Below are 17436 nucleotides of genomic sequence, written 5' to 3'. Positions count from 1 at the left end.
CTTTACCCGGAAAGCGACCTTGAGCGCCTCGATATCCAGGTGCGCCTCAGCGAGCAGCTTCTTGAGCTTGGCGTTCTCGCTCTCCAGATCCTTGAGCCGGCGCGCCTCCTCTGCGTCCATGCCGCCGTACTTAGCGCGCCACTTGTAAAACGTCGCATCGCTGAATCCGCCCTGGCGGCACAACTCCGCGATCGGCATGCTGGCCTCGGCTTGCTTCAGGAATCCGATGATCTGCTGTTCGGTAAATCGACTCTTTCTCATGTCCGTCATTCTCCATCGTGACGGATCTCACTGCCAATCAGGTGGTACGGCTGTGGGGGAGCAGGTCACGATTAGTGGATGCTAATCATCTTTGGCTTCTATACGCGACGGAAGATCAATGAGGCGTTGGTACCGCCGAAGCCGAAACTATTCGACATGACAGTTCCAATCCGTCGCTCTATGCACGATGTTACCAGGCTCATATTCTGCTCAAGTGCGGGATCGAGTGGGGCATGTAGCGCACTGCCGACAATAAAACTCTGATCAAGCATCAGGAGGCAGTAGATGGCTTCATGAACAGCCGCCGCGGCAATTGGATGACCGGTCATGCCCTTGGTGGAGGAGAACGCGGGCAAGGCTGGTCCAAACACTTCTTGTAGTGCCTTCACTTCGCTAAGGTCGCCGTTGGGCGTTGAGGTGGCGTGTGTGTTGATGTAGTCAACGATGGAGGTGTTGGCTTCATCTAACGCCTGGCGCATGGCACGTGCCGCCCCGGCCGGATGGGGGCTGACCATGTCCATGCCATCCGAGGTGGCGCCGATTCCGATAATTTCACCGTAAATTCTGGCTCCCCGTGCTGCCGCGTGGGTTAATGATTCGAGAACCAACATACCGCCACCGCCTGCGATGACAAAGCCGTCTCGGCTAACAGCGTAGGGCCGGGAGGCTTTTTCCGGGTGGTGATTGGAGCTGCTGGAGAGCGCGCCCATGGCATCGAATAGGGCGGTAGAAGTCCAGCACACTTCTTCTGAGCCGCCAGCAAAGACGACGTCTTGCTTTCCCGATTGAATCAGCTGCGCCGCCTGCCCGATGCAATGGGCAGAGGTTGCGCAGGCGGAGGTGATCGAAAACGAGACGCCCTGGATGCCAAATGCGGTCGAGAGGCATGCGGATGTAGTGCTTCCCATGACCCGAGGAACGAGATAAGGCGGCACTTTGTCCGCGCCGCGTTCCCTCAGAATATCGATGCCAGCGAGGTGGTGAAAACCGGATCCGATGCCCGAGCCTACGATCAGTCCCGTACGTGGATGGCGAACCGCTGAGAGTGGAAGCTGCGCATCGTCGAGGGCCTTGTTCAGCGAGTGATAGGCGTAGATGGCGGCGTCGCCCATGTAGCGGCCAATTTTTCGGGGTATTGCCGGCTCAGACGTCAGGTCGGGGATTCCAGCGACTTGGCTCTTGAGACTCAACTCGGCATATTGGGGTACATGGCGAATTCCGGCGATCTGGTTTCTGAGCGCGTAGGCGATGTCGTCCAGGGTGTTTCCGATACAGGATATTGCGCCCATCCCAGTAACAACGACACGACGATCTGAGCGGGATGTTGTGCTAGTCATGGTGCTTCCGAAGGGGCAGGAGAGCACGTTTCTCGATAGGTATTACCACCATAGGCAAGGTCACTCGTGCAGGACAAGGTGTCGCCAAGGCGTGAGCGAAAGCGCTCCGCCTGACGTCTGTCTTGCCGGGGATGCCGCATGTGAAAGCGTGTGAGATTCAATGCAACTCTCGCTTATTCTGTTGATTCTGTGCGGATCGCACCGACAAGGCCGGCGCCCCATCGGTTGTAGTTGGGATGAATGACTTCCGTGCGGACTTGTGCTCCGCCAGCGCTGAAGCTCGGAGCGTAAGGGTTGGGCTCCTTGATTGCATCATTCATGTTGCTGCTGCCGAAAAATCTGATGTCGACGGTGCTGTGGAGTAACGGATCGACATCCGAATGGTGTGTTTGTTGCGGATAGCCAGCGTATTGTCATCCACCGCGCTGCCAATGCTCCAGCGTTTCTTCTGACATGCCCGGGGACCTGATCGAGCGTGAATTGTTGCCCGCTGCCTTGTGGCCATGTCATTCCGGTTTAGTTGATGATGGGGACGGATATCCGGCAACCGGGCTGGCGAGTAGCAGGCGAAATGCCGCGGTGTTCAGTGCTTTTAGCGGGTTCATGATGTAAGGGTTTCAGGCGAGGGCGTTTGTGGAACGACAATTATCGTTTGCCAGGATTGATTGCTGCAGTAAACTGGCCTGGCGTCATGCATTTTGTTTATTTCGAAGGGGAGATGCTCTGTGTCAATTTATCGAAGTCTTGTCTTGGTTGCGCTGGCGGCGTTTGTTTCCCTGCCGGCTTTTGCACGTGATACTCGTCACAATTTTCCGATTGCTGATGCGATGTCAGCATCAGACGCTCGGGAAAAGCTGGATCCCGAGATCAAGTTTTTTTTCGGTGCCCAAAAAACCCCGAAAGTTGTCAAACGCATTGGTGAGTGGGGGACCAATAAAAAGACCAACGCTTTTGGTAAAGATGACAAGGTGGCCTGTGAGTGGGCATTCCTTAGCGCGATGCTTGAGTTGCAGGAGCGGGTTAAAAAAGAGGGTGGCAACGCGGTCATCAATATCAAGAGCAATTATCGCGGCAAAGAGACGTCGAGCGACGAGACTTACGAGTGCGGTGCTGGCGCCATCATGGCAGGCGTAGCGCTGAAGGGCACGGTTGTACGACTCTCCCGTTAAGTGTGTTCGACGCGACGGCGGCTGGACCGTCGTCGCGCTGTTGTACGTTGGACCGCGCGACGACTCGCGGCGAGGTGGCTCATTGCGATTGGTATCGATGGCTAATCGCGCGGTTTGGTGGCCACGAGATTGACGAGGGTTTCTTCCCGCTCTTTCGGCACCCCGAACCCGAACCACTCGAACGCCCCCAAGTCTGCGCGACTCCACCACAAATAAGGCTCCGATACGTTCCTGGCCTCAAATTCAAAGCCAACGGCGCGGATCATCGCCTTGTATTCATCGGCGGTGCGTTGCACGTGCATGGGGTGACGAAACAGCAGCTTGATCACCCAAGAGTGAATATAGGCGCGTGTCGACTCCGCGAACAGCAAGCGGCCGCCGGGTTTGAGAATCCGGTAGAACTCGCGCATGGCATCTTCCTGCCGCAGCAGGTGATGGAAGGTCTGGTGGCAAAAAACCATATCGACACTCGCATCCGCCAACTCAATATTCGCGCAATCGTTCTGCTTGAGCTCGGCGTCGATGCCTTGCTTTGCCAGGGTGGCGCGCGCGATCCTCAGGCTCTCCGCGTCAAACTCAACACCGATCAGACGTGAGGGCGCAAAGGCGGCTTTCAGCAGACTCAGCGAGTTGCCCTGCCCACAACCCACGTCGGCGATGATCGGTGCTGATGGAAACGGGGTATCAGTCAGGCGGCGAAGGTCGTCGATGGCAATCTTGAGAACATGGTTTCGCCAGATATTGGTGCCGAGAAACCAGAAGCCGAAGCGGGTCTCCGGTACGTAAGCATTGGATGTCATGGATTGAGTCATGGATGTGCTTTAGCGGGACATGGGGACGCGTTGGGCAGACTCGAGGAATATCCACGAAACGCCGACGCCGCCGGTCCACGAGGTTTGCTGGCGAACCAGCGGGCTGTCTTCAAAGCTGGCCCCGCCGAAATGGTCGGCGCGCAGGAAGCCACCGACCCAGATCTTTTTGAAGCGCTTGGCCAGCGTCAGGGTGAGCTGCCATCCGCCGTAGCCTGATTTCGCGTCCCAGGCGGGGCGATTTGCGGTGCCGTAGCGGCTGTCAACTTTGTAGTAATAGGCGAAGTAGTCCTTGTCGCCGAAGATCGGTCCGGTCGACATGCTGGCATGCCAGCCCGGCCACGGGTGGTTGTCGCGATCGATCGCCAGCGTCGGAGTGAATACCGTGCCGACGTCGCGCACGTTCGGGAAGTCCACCGCCAGCACCTTGCGCAGCGGCAGGCGCAGCGTGATGTCACCCCAGGATCGACGGTGTTTATAGCTCCACTGCGGTCCGATCTCGACGGTCGGATCGAGGTCGGGCATGTCGCGGCGGGCGCGGTTGTCGTCGCTCTTCACCGGCACGGACGCGGCGAGGCTGATATCCCATTCCGTATGGGCGTCCTGGTAGAACACGCCGCGTACCTTGTCGCGATCAATCTTCAGGAATTCGCCGCGGTACACCAGGTAGGGGATCGGCAGTGCGTAGGTCTGGCGTTGATCCGAGCCGCGATAGTCCGGTATCGACAGCAGCCCGACACCGGCGCCGAACTCCCAGAGTGGCGCATCGGCCGCGACAGCGCAGGCCGACGACAACAGCACGAGCGCCAGTGTGCTCGCGCGGATGAGGTGAGAGGGCTTAGGCATGATGGCGTTTGAAAATCAGTGAGGTATTGATGCCGCCAAACGCGAAGTTGTTGCTCATGAAGGTCGTCACATCCAGCGGCCGCGCGCTGTTCATGATGTAGTCCAGCGCAGCGCATCGCGGGTCGGGCGTGTCGAGATTCAGATTTGGTGCAAAGTGGCCAGCGTGCATCATCTCGATGCCCAGCCAGGCTTCGATAGCACCGCAGGCACCCAACGTGTGGCCAAAGTGGCCTTTCAGGCTGCTGATCGGCGTCGACGCACCAAACACCTCCGCGACAGCCGTCGATTCGGCGATATCGCCGACCTCGGTGGCGGTGCCGTGTGCGCTGATGTAATCGATGGCAGATGGCGGCAGATCGGCGTCGGCCAGGGCGCGTCGCATGACGGTGGCCATGGTGTCGGCCGAGGGCTGGGTAATGTGCTTGCCATCGGAGTTGCAGTCGAAGCCGACGATCTCGGCCAGGATGGTCGCGCCGCGCGCGACGGCGTGTTCGTAGGATTCGAGCACCAGGGTTGCCGCGCCTTCGCCAACCACCAGACCGTCGCGGCAGGTGTCGAAGGGGCGGGGCGTCAGCGTCGGTGCGTCGTTCATCTGGCTGGTGGCGAACAGCGTGTCGAATACCGCCGCCGCCGGGCTCGACAATTCTTCGGCGCCGCCGGCGATCATCAGGGCTTGTTTGCCATAGCGGATCGCTTCGTAGGCATAACCGATACCTTGGCTGCCCGAGGTGCAGGCGCTGCTGGTCGGGATCACCCGGCCTTTCAGCCCAAAGAACAGCCCGATGTTGACCGCTGTGGTGTGGGCCATCATCTGGATATAGCTGGTGGCGGTCACGCCGCTCATCTGGCCGGTGTCGAGCATCTGGCCAAACACCCGCACCGGTTCGACGCTGCCACCGGAGGAGCCGTAGGCGATGCCCATGCGGCCGTCGCGGATGCGCGGGTCGTCGAGCAGACCGGCCTGCGCCAGCGCGCGCTCGGTGGCGCAGACCGACATCAGCGATACGCGGCCCATCGAACGCAGCATCTTGCGCGGGTAGTGGCGTGGCACCTGAAAATGATCGACCGGGGCGCCGAGGCGGGTTTGCAGGTCGGTGATGGCGTCCCATTCGGGCATGCGGCGCACGCCGTTGCGACCGGCGCTCATGGCCGCATCAATGGCCTCCCAGGTGTCACCCAGCGAGGTGATGCCGGCCATGCCGGTGACGACCACGCGGTGCATCAGATGATGCCTCCGTTGACGCCGATGACCTGACGGGTCACATAGGATGCAGCGTCAGACATTAAAAAGCCGACCACCGCAGCCACTTCGTCGGGCGTGCCGACGCGGTTCATCGGCACCATCTTGAGCGCCTCGTTCATTGGTAAGTCCCGCGTCATGTCCGAGTCGATCAGACCGGGGGCGACGCAATTGACGGTGATGCGCCGGCTCGCCAGCTCGACCGCCAGCGCTTTGGTGGCGCCGATCAGGCCGGCCTTTGCCGCGCTGTAATTGACCTGGCCGCGATTGCCCATCACACCGGACACGGACGCCATGGTGACAATGCGGCCGCCTTTTTTCTTACGCACCATCGGCATCACCAGCGGATGCACGATGTTGAAAAAACCGTTGAGTCCGGTGTCGATGACCTCGTCCCAGTCGCTGTCGCTCAGCGCCGGGAAGGCGTTGTCGCGCGTGATGCCGGCGTTGACCACCACGCCGTAGTAAGCGCCCTTGGCCTCGACATCGGCCTCCAGCGCCGCGCGGGCTGCGTCGCGCGCGGTGACATCGAATACCAGCAGGTCGGCGGTGCCGCCGGAGCCACGAATGGCGGCAATCACCGCTTCTGCTGCGGCGACGCCCTGACGGCAGTGCACCGTGATGGCGAAGCCCTGCGCCGCCAGCTGCAGTGCGATGGCGCGGCCAAGGCCGCGGCTGGAGCCGGTGACGAGGACGCGGCGAAGTGGAGTGTCATTCATGGTCGGGTGTCTCGAAAACCTTGAGCGTGGCATCCGCAATTTGCATGTCGTCGTGATGCAGCGTGCAATCGAAGGCGCCGAGGCCAGAATCGTCTCGAAACACCAGATGTGCCTTGATGCCGATGCGGGTATGGGCCGGAAAACTCGGCTGTTCGCAGCGATAGGCGCGGGTGCCGAGGAGGTAACCGATCTTTGGCGGTCGGCCGTTGCGTCGTCCTTCCATGCCGACAAAGGCGGCGATGGCCTGTGCCATCAGTTCGATCCCGACCCACGCCGGCATGCCGCCTTCGGCATCCGAATACCACTGGCCGGGCAGGATGTCGGCATACGCGGCAACATGATCGGCAGTGCACTCGCTAACGCCCGAGATCAGCAGATTGGGCGCACGGTGCGGGAGTAGCGCTTCGGGCGGCGGGAACGGACTCATGGCGCGTCTCCGATGGCCAGACAACAGTTGCTTCCGCCGAAGGCGAAGGAGCTCGATAGCATGATTCGATGGTTGTTTCGGTCAATAGTGTCGTCGGCGCGCACCAGGTTCAATTCGGGTAGCGCCGGGTCGGCGCAGCCGTCCCAGACATGCGGCGGCAGGCGGCGGTCGACATTATGGTGCGAAAGCGCCAGCCAGCAAAAGGCCAGTTCGGTCGCGCCGGCCGCGCCCAGGGTGTGACCCGTCAGGGGTTTGGTCGAGCTGCAGGGCACGCCCTTGGGGAATAGGCGCGCCACGGCGCGGCTCTCCATTTCGTCATTCTTGGGCGTCGCCGTGCCATGCAGATTCAGATAGCTGACGTCCTCGGGGGCCGCGCCGGCCGTGGCGAGTGCCTGCCGGATGGCGACTTCCGCACCTTTGCCGTTCGGCTCGGGGGAGGAGATATGGTGCGCGTCGCTCGACTCGCCCGCGCCGAGCAGCGCGATCGCGCCGGGTTCGCGGCTGACCAGAAACAGCGCGGCGCCTTCGCCAATATTGATGCCGCGGCGATTGGCGCTCATCGGGTTGCACAGCGCGTCGGTGGTCGCCTCAAGCGCGCTGAAGCCATTAATGGTCAAACGGCACAGGGTATCGACACCGCCAGCGATGACCGCATCGCACATCCCTGCGCGAATCAGCTGCTGGGCCGAGATCATGGCTTTGGCGCTGGAGGTGCAGGCGGTGGATACCGTATAGGCCGGGCCGGACAGCGCCAGCGCGTCGGCCAGAAAGCGGGCGCAATCGCCAAGCTCCTGGCGGCCGTACTGAAAACCGGGCGGCAGCGTGCCGTGTTGCGCGTGGTGCGCGACGGCGGCCTCGCCTTCGAGAATGCCGGAGGTGCTGGTGCCCAGCACCACGCCGACCCGGTGAGCGCCGACGCGCGCGATGGTTGCGCGCACTGCGTCTTCAATCTGCCTCAGCGCGGCGAGCAGCAGCCGGTTGTTGCGGCTGTCGCAGTGCGCCAGTGCGGCGGGCAGGGTGGGGAGATCAGGGAGGCGTGCGCGGCCGACGCGCGCCGCGCGCGTCGGTAGCCAGCCGTCTTCGCGCACCATGCCGGCGGTGTCGCCGCGAAACAGGGTCTGGCTGATGCTGGCGGCGTCGTGGCCAAGGGCGTTGACCAGGCCCAGCGCCGGCAGTGTGATGAGGGGGGCCATGTTCATTCCTCCAGGCGCGTTACCCGGATGCGGGCGTCCATGGGCGTAAAGAGCGCATCGATGGTGCCGCGCGTCGGGTCGGGGTCGGATTGCCGGGTCGTCAGCACCGGCGGCGCATCGCCCTGCCGGATCGTGCGGCCGTGAGTGGTGGCGATTAGCTCCGCGTCGTGCCCCAGTCCTTCACGCACGGCGGCGACGGGCCAGGTCATGAGTTGTATCAGCGCCGGCAGTCGCAGGCCCAGCGCTTCGGCGGTCGGCGGGCCGTCCCAGGTGAGTGTGCCGTGCTCGGCGGTGATGCGGAACAGCTTCTGGCCGAGCGGCGTGAGGGCGACGATCTGCATGTGCGCCTCGCGCGCGTCGATGGCGAACACCAGCCGCTCGCCGTCGGGGCGGTCGGGTAGCGTGAATTCCACCCATTGGTTGATGGCCAGCGTTTGTCCCGCGGGGAGGGCTTGCAGGCAATAGTGCAGCGACGGTGCCAGGGCGGTGCAGCCCGCCTCGTGTGGCACGCTGGCGCAGCCGGCGAGGGCAAGCGCGCTCAGCAGGATCAGACGGGTGAGCGCCTTCATGTTGCCGACCTGTGTGCGCTGCGACTGGCCAGCGCCAGCGGCGACGCCAGAAACGCGGTGATGACCCCCATGAACAAGGTCAGCCCGAAGCTGGCGATGGCCGGCGTGCTGCTGAAGGCGAGCAGCCCGAAGCCGAGCACGGTGGTGATCGCCGCCAGCAATACGCCGAGCGCGGCCTCGCCCTGCGGTCCGCCCTCGCGGGTAAAGATGCCGTAGTCGGCGCCGATGCCGAAAACCAGCATCAGTGCCAGCCAGTGGAACAAGGTGGCCGGCAGGCCGAGATAGCCGAGCGCCGCCAGCGGCACGCCGACGGCCAGCATGCAGGGCAGCAGCGTCGCCACCGCACCGCGCAAGCCGTGGCGGCGACTGAGCAGAATCAGTGACAGGCCGATGGCGCAAGCCAGCGCCCAGGCCATGCCGCGGCGGTATTGCGCCATCAGCTTCGAGACGGCAGCCGGCTTGTCGAGCAGCGTAACGCCGGGCAACTCGGCGCTGGCGGCCGTGAGGGTGTCGGTGGACCAGTTGCCATGCAGCGTCACCACACTGGCCACACCGGTTTCGGCGGGCCCCAGCCAGAGGTGGCGATAGGGCGTGGAGAGCGGTTGCTTCAACCAGGCCTCGGGGCTCAGGTTGCGTTCGGCGTGATAGGCCGCCGTCAGCGCTTCGGCGATGCGAGGGCGATAGCCGACCTCATCAAGCACGTGTGCAGCCCATTGATCATCGCCGAACAGGGCCTCGCCGATCAGTCGGCGATTGTCGGTCTGGCGTTGGGCTGAGGGGACGAAGCCGGAGATCGCGGTGAAGCCGCCGGCGTGCTGCGGATCGCGCGCGCGCAGGGCGTCGGTCAACTGTTCTTCGCGCTGTAGAAGCTGCTCGGTGTCGCGCGCGTGCACCAGGAACAGCCGGCTGCCCTGACCGAGCTGGGTGAGTTCGCGGATCTGCGCTTCCTGGCGCGCCAGCACGGGGTCGGGGGTACTCAGCAGACGCACGTCGTCGTTGTGCGTCAGCCGCCAGGCGCCGGGCAAGCAAGCGGCGACGGTCAGCGGCAGCAGCCAGTGCGCGCGGGTTTGAAGGAAGCCCTGCCAGGCCGAAAACACCCGACGCAGGCGATCGAGTCCGGCGGTGCTGCGCGGATCGGCCTGGTGAGCAAAGAGCGGCAGCATCATGAGTGTCGCCAGATAGGCAGTGCCCAGCCCGACCATTGAAAACAGCGCGATCTGGCGCAGGCCAGGGAAGGGCATGGCGAGCAGCGCGGAGTAGCCGAGCAAGCTGGTGAGCAGGCCCTGGGTGAGCGCCGGGCGCATGGCGGCCATGGCCTCGCCAGCATGCCAGTCGGCGCCTGCCAGACGGCGCTTGGCAAAGTAATGCAGTGGGTAGTCTACGGCAATGCCGAGCAGGCTGGTGCCGCACACCAGGGTGAGTAGGTGCAACTGCCCGTCGACCAGCAACACCACCGCGATGCCGGCGGCGACGCCGGTGGCGATGCAGGCGATGCCGAGCAGCACCGGCCGCAGCGAGCGAAAGGCGAGTAGCAAGAGCGTGGTGATGCCGAGCAGGGAAATACCGCCGATCAGCGACATCTCGCGCTTGGCGGTGGTTTGGGCCGCGGCGGCGTAGAGCACCAGGCCGGTCGCCTGGAGGTGTGTTGCTGGCGCTTGCGCCTGAACGGCCGCGCGGGCCTGTGCCAGCGCGGCCAGCACGGCGTGCTGTGTCGACACCGCGTACGGGCTGCCGACGGTTTCGGCGCTGACCAGGGCGTAGCTGTGGCCGTCGCGATGCGCCATCAGGATGCCGTCTTCGGGGGCAAATGCGCCGCCAGCGAACGGCAGATCCGCGAGGAAGCCGGCAAGTGTGCCGAAGGGATCAAGCGGGCGGGGCACCGGCGTGGCGGTCGGGATCGGGCTGGCCAGGGAGCGGTAGAGGTCTTCTTGCAGCGCGTCACGGCCGCGCTGCTGCAAGGCCGCGCGGGTGGCGGAGGACAGGAGTCCGAAACGGTGTGGAAGATACGTCGTGAGCAGGGTGTCGAGCGCGTCGGGCGGGACGTCCAGCGTGACATGCTGCAAGGCCGGCGAGGCGCGCAGCGTTGTTGCCAGCACTTGGGCGCCGGCGCGCGCCTGGGCGGCATCGTCGGCGACGGCGAGCAGCACGATGCGCCGCTCGTGGGCACGCGCGAGCTGCGCCATGGCCTGCTCGGCGATCGGGCTGCGCTCGGTGGCGGGCAGCATGGCGAGCAGATCGGTTTCGACCGGCAGCTTGTCGAAGGCGGCCAGCGCGATCATGCCTGTGACGAGCGTGGCGGCCAGGAAGGTGAACAGGCGTCGTGGCATCAGTCGGGGCGGGCGAAGAGCGCGGTCTCGGCGTCGTTCAGCCGGGTGTCGCGTTCGATCGCGGTGAAGCGGATCTCGGTGTGATCGCCGCCGGCTTCAAAGATGTCGACCTGCTCGACGGCGGTGTTGCCGGCGACCGTGATGTGTTCCAGATGGCGGGCGACTTCGGCCTTGCGCGGCGTGAGCGTCACATGCCACCGGTCGGCGCCACGGACCGGTTTAAGCTCGAAGCTCGACTGCAGCGGCGCCAGGTCGGCGCTGAGCAGGGCTTGCATGATCTGTCCGGCCTGCGCCGCGCCGGCGGCTTCGCGGCTAGCGCGCGCCTTGCGCTGGCCGTCCGGCCCGATTTCGACCGTGCCGCGCGCGTCGATCAGATAGCGCACGGTGTAGGGCGATGCGACCTGCCACAGCACGCCGGCGTCGCGTGCGTAGGTGAAATGGCCGGCGATGCGGAAAGGTTTGCGCATGGCGGCGAGGGTTTTGGTCTGGCTGAATTCGGCGCGCAGCACCGGGCTGTCGGCGACGCGGGCGGCGATTTCCTTGAGTAGCGCATCATCGGCATGTGCGCTGACCGGCAGGAGCGCCAGCAGCCCGGCGAAAAGAAACGTGCGACGTTTCATTCGCAGCCGCCCAAGCGATCGAGCAGTGCCGGCGGCGACACGAACTGCAGCTCGCCGCTGGCCATGTCGACCGCCACCTGAATGGTGTAGGCGCGGGTCAGGCGCTGGCCGGTGGCGGCGTCGCGGATGGTGTAGGCGATCTTGAGCCGGTTTTGCGCTTCGACCAGCGCCGCTTCGATGCGGATCTTCTGACCGTAGCGCGCCGGCCGCACATATTTGATGTGGCATTCGACCACCGGCCAGGCGTAGCCGGAGGTGCGCATCTGCGGGTAGTCGTAGTCGATGCTGCGCAGCAGGACGGTGCGCGCCTGCTCGAAATACTGCACATAGTGGCCGTGCCACACCACTTCCATGACATCCACGTGGAAGAAGGGGACGTCGACTTCGACCTCGACCTTGGGCAGCGCGCTCATGCGTAGAGCGCCCAGGTTTTGGCGCGCATCGCCGCGAGCGTGGCGCGCAGGTCGGCTTCGAGCGGGCGGTCTTCGGTGACCAGCGCGGACAGCGCTGACACCTGTTGGTGGAAGGCGAGCACCGGCGCGGGCAAGGCCTCGGCGGCCAGTTCGCCGGTTTTCAGGCGCAGCGCCAGGCCCTGGTTGGCGGCGAGCAATGCGGCGGCGGCGACTTGCTCGCTCAGCTCAAGCACGCGCAGGCAGTCGCGCGCGGCGATGGTGCCCATGCTGACCTTGTCCTGGTTGTGGCACTCGGTTGAGCGCGAAAATACCGAGGCCGGCATGGTCAGTTTGAGCGCTTCGGCGGTCCAGGCCGAGGCGCCGATCTGCACCGCCTTGAAGCCGTGGTTGATCATCGCCCGCTCGGCCGTCGCGCCGGAGAGGTTCTGCGGCAGGCCGTGGTTGAACTTGCTGTCGACCATCAGTGCCACCTGCCGGTCGAGCAGGTCGGCGAGGTTGGCGACGGCGGTTTTCATGGCGTCCATGACGAAGGCGATGTGCCCGCCATAGAAGTGCCCGCCGTGCAGCACCCAGCCGGCGTCGGGGTCGATCAGCGGGTTGTCGTTGGCGCTGTTGAGCTCGTTCTCGATGTCGCGGCGCATCCACGGCAGGGCGTCGCGTAGCACGCCGATGACGTGCGGGGCGCAGCGGATCGAGTAGCGATCCTGCAGGCGCATGACGCCGTCGTCGGTGTCTTCGGGCAGATCGGTGAAGATCCAGTCGGCGGCTTCGGCCTGGCCGGCATGCGGCTTGGCGGCGAACAGGCGCGGGTCGAAATGGCCGCGGTTGCCCTGCATGGCCATCGAGGCCAGCGCGGTGATGCGTGTGGTCAGTCGGCTCAGGTAGTCGGCCCGCGACCAGGCCTGGCAGGCCAGCGCGGTCATTACCGAGGTGCCGTTCATGATCGCCAAGCCTTCCTTGGGCTTGAGCTTGAGCGGGGCGATGTCGAGCTCGGCCAGCACCTCGGCGGTCGGGCGCACCGCGCCGCGATAGCGCAACTCGCGTTCGCCCACCAGCGCTGCGGCGACGTAGGAGAGCGGGGTCAGATCGCCGCTGGCGCCGACCGAGCCTTCTTCCGGAATCAATGGCAGGGCGTCGTTAACCAGCAGGTGCTCGATCTGTTCGAGCAGCGCGACGCGCACGCCGGAGTAGCCTTGCGCCAGCGAGTTGAGCCGGGTCACCAGCACCGCGCGGGTGGCTGGCTCGTCCAGATGCCGGCCGAGGCCGCAGCCGTGGTAGCGGGTGAGGTGCAGCGGCAGCTCCTGCACCAGATCGGCGGGCACGGTCACGGTGCACGACTCGCCATAGCCGGTGTTCACGCCATACACGGTGCCGTTGTTGGCGAGCAGGCGCTCCAGATACGCACCGCCGCGGGCGATGCGCTCGCGGAAGCTGTCGTCGGGCGAGAGGCGGACGGGTCGTCGGCCATCGGCGGCATCGACCACGTCTTCGATGCTCAGATGGCGGTTGCCGATGATGACCGTGTCGGCGGCCTGGTTTTGAACGGTGTCTTTCATGGTTTTGAAGGAAGGGGTATCGCCCGCTCCTCCCAGAAGTCGAAGAAGTTGAACCACTGCAGCGGCGCCTGGCCGCAGTAGTGTTCGAGCCGTTGGGCGTAGGCGCCCATGTGCTGCTGCAAGGCCTGTTCGCGCCCTTTGCGCGGCAGGTCGATGCGCTCGGCGAAAGGCTCGAAGTGGAGGTGGTAGCGGTTGCCGGCGTCGAGACAGAAAAACAGATACACCGGGCATTCGAGCAGGTGCGCCAATACGAACGGGCCTTGCGCGAAGGGCGCCGGCTGGCCGAGGAAGGGCAGGCGCTGGGTGCGGCCGTTTTCTGCCACCGGCGTGCGGTCGCCGACGATGAACAGCAACTCGCCGCGGTCGATCTTGTCCTTGAAGGCGATGGCGGTGTCGGGGCCGAAGTCGGTGACTTGAATGAGGTTGAAGGCGAAGTCGGGATTGGCCTCGGCCATCATCGCGTTGAAGCGCACCGCGTGCTCGGTGAACACCACGGCGTTGATGGTGGTGAAGCGGGCCGCCACGCCGAGGGCGCGGGCCATTTCGAGATTGCCCAGGTGCGAGCCGATGATCAGTGCGCCGCGACCGCTGGCGATGAGGGCGTCGAAATCGGCCTGACCGTGGAATGTCAGGTTTTGCGGCGCCACGGCACCGCTCCAGGCGGCGAGCTTGTCGAGCCCGGCGCGGGCGAAGGCCAGCATGTGGCGATAGGTGTCGGTCAGGCCGGGCGGCTTGGGCAAGGTGGTGCTGGGGCCGAAGTGGCGATACACCCGGTCGAGATACTGTTGCGAGGCCTGGCGCGCGGTGCGGCCGGTGAGCAAAAAGTAGCCGACGATGGGGTAGAGCATCAGGCTGGCCACGGGGCGGCCGAGCAGGCGATAGGTGGTGAGCACCGTTTTCAAGCCGAGGCTGCTGCCGCGCTCAGCCAGGCGCGACCAGTGCGGCGCGTTGTCACCCGCGCGCAGGCGTCGCCACACCAGGGCCGGTGCGCGCCACAGCATGCCGGCAACCAGTTTGGTGTGGGTGGCCGAGATGCGTAGGTTGTCTTTGAGCATCGCGAAGTGCGAGATGCCATCCGCCGGGTAGGTCACGCGCGTGGGCACGTTGATGATCGGCAGGCCAAGCCAGGCCAGGCGCACCAGAATCTCGATGTCGAAAGCCATGCGCCGGGCGATGTGCGGGCCGAGCACGCGCATCGTCGCGGCCAGCGGGTAGAGCCGGAAGCCGCACATTGAATCGGGCACCTCGCGTGACAGCGTTTCGACGCGCACCCAGAAGTGGGTGATCGAGCGGCCATACAGGCGTGACTTGGGCACGCTGTCATCGTAGATCGGCCGGCCGCAGACCACCGCGTCGGGCTGGGCGGCGCCGAGTTCGAGAAAGCGTGGCACGTCGGCCAGGTTGTGCTGGCCGTCGGCGTCGACCTGCAGCGCGTGGGTCAGGTCGTCGGCATGGGCTTGCTCGAAACCGGCGATCACCGCCGCGCCCTTGCCGCCATTGACGGGCAGGATGATGAGCCGGGCCAGCGGGCAGTCGGCGACGGTGCGCGCCAATGCCTCGCGGGTGGGCGTGTCGCTGCCGTCGTCGATCAGATAGATCGGCAGGCCGTGCTCGGCAAGCTGCGTGACGACATTGGCAATGGTGTGCGGGTGGTTGTAGACCGGCACCAGAAAACAAGGGCGGAAGCTCATGCCTGAAATACCGCCCTGCCGCTGGATTTGGCCCGGCCGTCTGCCGTGTAGGCAAAGCGCAGCGTGTTTTTGTCGGGCGACCACTCGAGTGTCAGTTCCAGCCGGTCGCCGGGCAGTACCCGGTCGTTGAACTTGAGCGCGTCGAGACGCTGACAGCTGCCGGTCGGGGAAAAGTATTGCATGGCAAATCGGATCGCCCAATCGACCTGGGCGACGCCGGGCAGGATCGGGGTGCCGGGAAAGTGGCCGGCAAACTGAATCAGATCGGCGTCGGCGGTGATGCTCAGGTGAACGAGGGTGTCGCTGTGCTCAATGAGCTGTGCGTTGGGCAGGCTCATGACGGGACGGCCTCGTCGAAGAGTTGCTGCAAGGCGTCGAGCGGCAGTTTGCCACGCTCGTTGTAGGGCAGGTCGGCGGGGAAGCGCCAGCGGCGCGGCAGGGTGACGCGCTCGAAATGCTGCAGAAGATGGGCGCGCAGATCCTCGATGGTGGCACGGCGGCCGAGCGTATCGAGCTGGCGTTGGCCCTCGGGCGCAAGAACGGCGATGGCGCCGAGTTGCTCGCGATGGCCGGGCAGCACGACCAGCGCGCAGGCGGCAATCCATGGATGCGTGTTGAGCCGTGTTTCCATCGCCGGCAGGGCGACCCGTTTGCCTTCGAGCTTGACGATGCGGTCGGCGCGGCCGAGCAGGCGAAAGTGGCTGTTCGGCAGCCGTTCGGCTAGGTCGCCGGTAGCGGTTGTGGTGTCGCCGGCGAAGGGTGAGCGCACCAACAGGCTGTGCGCATCGTCAACCGTCACGGTGACGCCGGGCAGTGGCTGCCAGGGCGAGTCGGCGTCGGGCCATTGTCGGCGCCAGGCGATGCCGCCGGTTTCGGTGCTGCCGTAGACTTCGATCGGTGCCTGTCCCATGGCGGCACCGAGCTCGGTCGCCGTGGCCGCCAGCAGCGGTGCGCCGGAGGAGAAGATGGCGATGGTGCGGGGTGCCAACTCGGCCGGATCGAGCAGATCGCCGAGGCGTGAGAGGTGGGCCGGGCTGGAGATGACGGTGCCGCGGCCGTGGGCAAGCAGGCGGTTGAGCAAGGCGTGGGGCGTGGCAGAGACGGCGGTGTCAAAGGAGCGACCGGCCGCCAGCGGCCAGAGCAGCCGGAAAAGCAGACCGTAGATATGGAAGTGAGGCACGGTGGCGAACACCGGCGCGTTGCCGAGTGTGGCGCCAAACTGCGCTTCGAGCGCTGCGACTTCGGTGTCGAGTTGCGTGAGGCGCTTAATGACCGCTTTGGGCGCGCCGCTGCTGCCGGAGGTGGTGAGCTCGATCAGTGCGTCGGGCGGCAGTGGTGCCGTTGGGCACCAGCTCGTGTTGGCGGGGGTGTTTTGAATTTCGGCCGCGCTCAGCACGACGTCACAGCTTGCGGCACTGTGCGCGATGGCGGCTGGCTGGAAGTTGGCCGGAATGACGACTTGCTTGCCGGCGTGGAGCAAACCAAGAAATCCGATCAGGAACTCGGCCGCCTCGGGCGCGTTGAGCAGCACGCGCGTGCCAGCCTGCTTCGCGTGGGTGCGCGCGATGGTGCCAACGCGTTGCCACAGCGCAGCCCACGTCAGCGGTGCGTCGGCTCGCAAGGCGACGATGGCGCCCGGAGCACGATCGGCTGGGCCGAGTGCGCCCAAGGAAGCGATGGTGGCCGGCGGGTGGTTCATCCCCGCGTTCCGATGCGTTGCCGCCGGTACAGCCATTCGCCCGCGAAGAGCAGGCCCATCAGGGCGTAGGCCACCCCGCCGTTGTACCAAGCCCAGGCTTCACGGCTGGCGAGCACGGCGGTGTAAGCCGCGATGGCGCCATTCACGATGAAAAAGGCGCACCACAGCTGGGTGACCTTGCGGGTGTAGGCCACGCCGTCGGGCGGCAGGTCGGGGCGTTGGAGGCGGGCGATGCGCTCGATGACGGTCGGCGGATTGATGAGCGAGTGGGCGAAGAGCGCGAGCATGGCCAGATTGACGAGAACGGGGTAGAGCCGAAGAACGGTTTCGCTGTTGCTGATGGCGACCAGCGCGGCGAGCGTGAGCAGCGCGCCGACCAGTAACCAGCGCTGTCCGCCACGGGTGGCGGTGGCGCCTTTGCCGCTGGTGAGCAGACGCAAGCCGGCCAGCACCAGCAGCAGCGGGATCACTTGCCGGGGTTCGAAGCGCGCCAGGGCCAGATAGATGGCGACAGGCGTGGCTGCGAACAGCAGCGTGCGAACAACCGGCAACAGGCGCAA

The 17436-nt window shown here is 65.1% G+C and carries 18 protein-coding genes; 1 reads left to right on the top strand and 17 read right to left on the bottom strand.

Annotation, left to right across the window (positions count from 1 at the left end):
* A partial coding sequence (locus FHP91_RS11735; RefSeq protein WP_144309781.1) for a transposase occupies positions 1-261 on the bottom strand: 261 nt, incomplete at its 3' end.
* A 98-nt stretch (positions 262-359) separates the two neighbouring features.
* Complete coding sequence (locus tag FHP91_RS11730) at positions 360-1598, bottom strand: beta-ketoacyl synthase N-terminal-like domain-containing protein (RefSeq protein ID WP_144309780.1); 1239 nt, start codon at positions 1596-1598, stop codon at positions 360-362.
* A 725-nt stretch (positions 1599-2323) separates the two neighbouring features.
* Here FHP91_RS11730 and FHP91_RS11725 point away from each other — a divergent pair.
* Positions 2324-2767, top strand: a complete 444-nt coding sequence (locus FHP91_RS11725; RefSeq protein ID WP_222105180.1) for an excinuclease ATPase subunit — start codon at positions 2324-2326, stop codon at positions 2765-2767.
* A gap of 101 nt (positions 2768-2868) precedes the next feature.
* Here the strand turns inward: FHP91_RS11725 and FHP91_RS11720 are convergent, their stop codons facing one another.
* Genes FHP91_RS11720 through FHP91_RS11650 form a run of 15 tightly spaced genes read right to left on the bottom strand, consistent with a single transcriptional unit; the run spans position 2869 to position 17436 of the window.
* Positions 2869-3579: a class I SAM-dependent methyltransferase gene (locus tag FHP91_RS11720; RefSeq protein WP_144309779.1), complete on the bottom strand. Its 711-nt coding sequence runs from the start codon at positions 3577-3579 to the stop codon at positions 2869-2871.
* Positions 3580-3588: 9 nt separating this feature from the next.
* Positions 3589-4377: a MipA/OmpV family protein gene (locus tag FHP91_RS11715; RefSeq protein WP_186301527.1), complete on the bottom strand. Its 789-nt coding sequence runs from the start codon at positions 4375-4377 to the stop codon at positions 3589-3591.
* Between the two features lie 37 nt (positions 4378-4414).
* On the bottom strand, positions 4415-5644 hold the full coding sequence (locus tag FHP91_RS11710) for a beta-ketoacyl-ACP synthase (protein WP_144309777.1): 1230 nt from the start codon (positions 5642-5644) through the stop codon (positions 4415-4417).
* Positions 5644-6381 (bottom strand): 3-ketoacyl-ACP reductase FabG2, encoded by a 738-nt coding sequence (locus FHP91_RS11705; RefSeq protein ID WP_144309776.1) that lies wholly within the window; start codon positions 6379-6381, stop codon positions 5644-5646. Before FHP91_RS11705 ends, FHP91_RS11710 begins: the two co-directional genes overlap by 1 nt.
* Complete coding sequence (locus tag FHP91_RS11700; RefSeq protein WP_144309775.1) at positions 6374-6808, bottom strand: ApeP family dehydratase; 435 nt, start codon at positions 6806-6808, stop codon at positions 6374-6376. Before FHP91_RS11700 ends, FHP91_RS11705 begins: the two co-directional genes overlap by 8 nt.
* A complete protein-coding gene (locus FHP91_RS11695; protein ID WP_222105179.1) occupies positions 6805-8001 on the bottom strand; it encodes a beta-ketoacyl-[acyl-carrier-protein] synthase family protein in 1197 nt (398 codons plus the stop codon). Before FHP91_RS11695 ends, FHP91_RS11700 begins: the two co-directional genes overlap by 4 nt.
* A 2-nt stretch (positions 8002-8003) precedes the next feature.
* Positions 8004-8570 (bottom strand): DUF3261 domain-containing protein, encoded by a 567-nt coding sequence (locus tag FHP91_RS11690; protein WP_144309773.1) that lies wholly within the window; start codon positions 8568-8570, stop codon positions 8004-8006.
* A complete protein-coding gene (locus FHP91_RS11685) occupies positions 8567-10897 on the bottom strand; it encodes an MMPL family transporter (protein WP_144309772.1) in 2331 nt (776 codons plus the stop codon). The genes FHP91_RS11690 and FHP91_RS11685 overlap by 4 nt, the downstream gene beginning before the upstream one ends.
* Positions 10897-11517 carry a LolA family protein gene (locus FHP91_RS11680; protein WP_144309771.1) on the bottom strand — a complete coding sequence of 207 codons (621 nt, stop codon included), beginning with the start codon at positions 11515-11517 and terminating at the stop codon, positions 10897-10899. The genes FHP91_RS11685 and FHP91_RS11680 overlap by 1 nt, the downstream gene beginning before the upstream one ends.
* Positions 11514-11930: an acyl-CoA thioesterase gene (locus tag FHP91_RS11675; protein ID WP_144309770.1), complete on the bottom strand. Its 417-nt coding sequence runs from the start codon at positions 11928-11930 to the stop codon at positions 11514-11516. Before FHP91_RS11675 ends, FHP91_RS11680 begins: the two co-directional genes overlap by 4 nt.
* A complete protein-coding gene (locus FHP91_RS11670) occupies positions 11927-13486 on the bottom strand; it encodes an HAL/PAL/TAL family ammonia-lyase (protein WP_144309769.1) in 1560 nt (519 codons plus the stop codon). Before FHP91_RS11670 ends, FHP91_RS11675 begins: the two co-directional genes overlap by 4 nt.
* The gene (locus FHP91_RS11665; RefSeq protein WP_144309768.1) at positions 13483-15177 is read right to left on the bottom strand and encodes a glycosyltransferase family 2 protein; all 1695 of its coding nucleotides are present in this window, start codon (positions 15175-15177) and stop codon (positions 13483-13485) included. Before FHP91_RS11665 ends, FHP91_RS11670 begins: the two co-directional genes overlap by 4 nt.
* On the bottom strand, positions 15174-15515 hold the full coding sequence (locus tag FHP91_RS21155; RefSeq protein WP_186301526.1) for an ApeI family dehydratase: 342 nt from the start codon (positions 15513-15515) through the stop codon (positions 15174-15176). The genes FHP91_RS11665 and FHP91_RS21155 overlap by 4 nt, the downstream gene beginning before the upstream one ends.
* A complete protein-coding gene (locus FHP91_RS11655; protein ID WP_186301525.1) occupies positions 15512-16876 on the bottom strand; it encodes a class I adenylate-forming enzyme family protein in 1365 nt (454 codons plus the stop codon). Before FHP91_RS11655 ends, FHP91_RS21155 begins: the two co-directional genes overlap by 4 nt.
* Complete coding sequence (locus FHP91_RS11650; RefSeq protein ID WP_222105178.1) at positions 16873-17436, bottom strand: COG4648 family protein; 564 nt, start codon at positions 17434-17436, stop codon at positions 16873-16875. Before FHP91_RS11650 ends, FHP91_RS11655 begins: the two co-directional genes overlap by 4 nt.

This window comes from Denitromonas halophila, assembly GCF_007625155.1.
GTDB classification, from domain to species: domain Bacteria; phylum Pseudomonadota; class Gammaproteobacteria; order Burkholderiales; family Rhodocyclaceae; genus Nitrogeniibacter; species Nitrogeniibacter halophilus.
This window is presented reverse-complemented; position numbering and strand designations above follow the sequence as displayed.